Origin of the sequence: Halomonas citrativorans (genome assembly GCF_900163645.1) — a bacterium.
Classification (GTDB): Bacteria; Pseudomonadota; Gammaproteobacteria; order Pseudomonadales; family Halomonadaceae; genus Vreelandella; species Vreelandella citrativorans.
On record NZ_FUKM01000006.1, the window covers coordinates 1 to 1,146 of the forward strand.

The 1,146-nt window shown below is 65.4% G+C and carries 1 protein-coding gene and 1 pseudogene; one reads left to right on the forward strand and one right to left on the reverse strand.

What is annotated here, in order from left to right; all coding sequences use genetic code 11:
- Positions 1-848 (reverse strand): annotated as a pseudogene (locus tag CZ787_RS02080) (hypothetical protein); the annotation flags it as partial.
- Between CZ787_RS02080 and CZ787_RS19040 the strand changes: the two are divergent.
- Positions 825-1,146, forward strand: a 322-nt coding sequence (locus CZ787_RS19040) for a hypothetical protein (RefSeq protein ID WP_254908536.1), incomplete at its 3' end; no start/stop codon positions are given. The pseudogene CZ787_RS02080 and the gene CZ787_RS19040 overlap by 24 nt on opposite strands.

A 1,146-nucleotide genomic window follows, 5' to 3' on the forward strand; every position in this document is an offset into this window, starting at 1 on the left:
GTCAGGCGCTCGCCGTCCGGTTGTTGCCGCTCGATCATATTACCCGCACCGTCGTAACGATAGCGAGTGCCGTTGAGCTGGCCCAGGCGGTTATCGGAGAGGGCCTGCTGGCCATCCAGGCGGTTACCGGCGGCGTCTACCGCGTAGCGGTGGGCCTGGTCGCCGTGCTGGCTGCCGGTCAGGCGGCCGGCGGCATCGTAGCTATACGCAATCACTTTGGATTGTTCGCCTTGCAGGGCGCGGAAGCTCATGCGGCCCAGAGCATCGTACTGGTACTGCTGGCCGCCGTTGGCTTGCGCGCCGCGCAGGGTGAGGTGGTCCAGTTGGCCAAGGTTGGTATAGCCGCGCTCCAGAATCAGCGGTTGGGTCTGGTCGCCACTGCCGAGGCTGACGCGGCGCTGAGTCTCGCGGTGCAGGGCATCCGGTGTCAGGTCAATGTCAAGATTCAGATCAGGCGCGCTCAAGCCGTGCAGGTGACCACTGCCGTAGGTGTGCCAGTTCATTGCGGGCAGGTCACCGAACTGACTTTGTTGGGGTGCGCCGTTGGCGGTGAGCGTATGTTGCTGCTGCCACTGCCAGCCGCTGTTTCCCTCCATACCGGCATGCCGCTGCTGTTCGCCGGTCAAACGCTGGGCGTGATCGTACTGGAACGTCACTTCCCCATGGTCGTTGATCACGCTCGCCAGCTGGCCATTGGCGCCCCAGCGGTAGTGTTCGGTGTTGGCCGGGGCGTGCTCGGTGGCCGGTAGGTGGCGAGCGGTCAGGCGACCGGCGGTATCGTAGTCGTAGCGCGTAGCCAGCGGCTGACCATCCGGGCCTGTGCGGTGGGTTTCGATGCGTTCGACCAACTGGCCCGCGTCATCATAGCGGTACTGCTGCTCACGGCCATCCGGGCCGGTTTCGCTGGCCAGGCGGTCCATGTCGTCATAAGCAAAGCGGTAGACCGCGCCATTGCCCAGGGTGAGTTCGTTCAGGCGGCCGACATCATCAAACGCCGTGGTCTGGTGGCTGCCGTCGGCCTCGATGCGCTGCACCGGGCGGCCGTGGTCGTCAAAGAAGAACTGCTGGCGGAAGCCTTGCGGGCCTTCCAGCTCGACCAGCCGGCCCTGTGCGTCGTAGTGGTGGTGCCAGTGGGTGCCGTCGGGC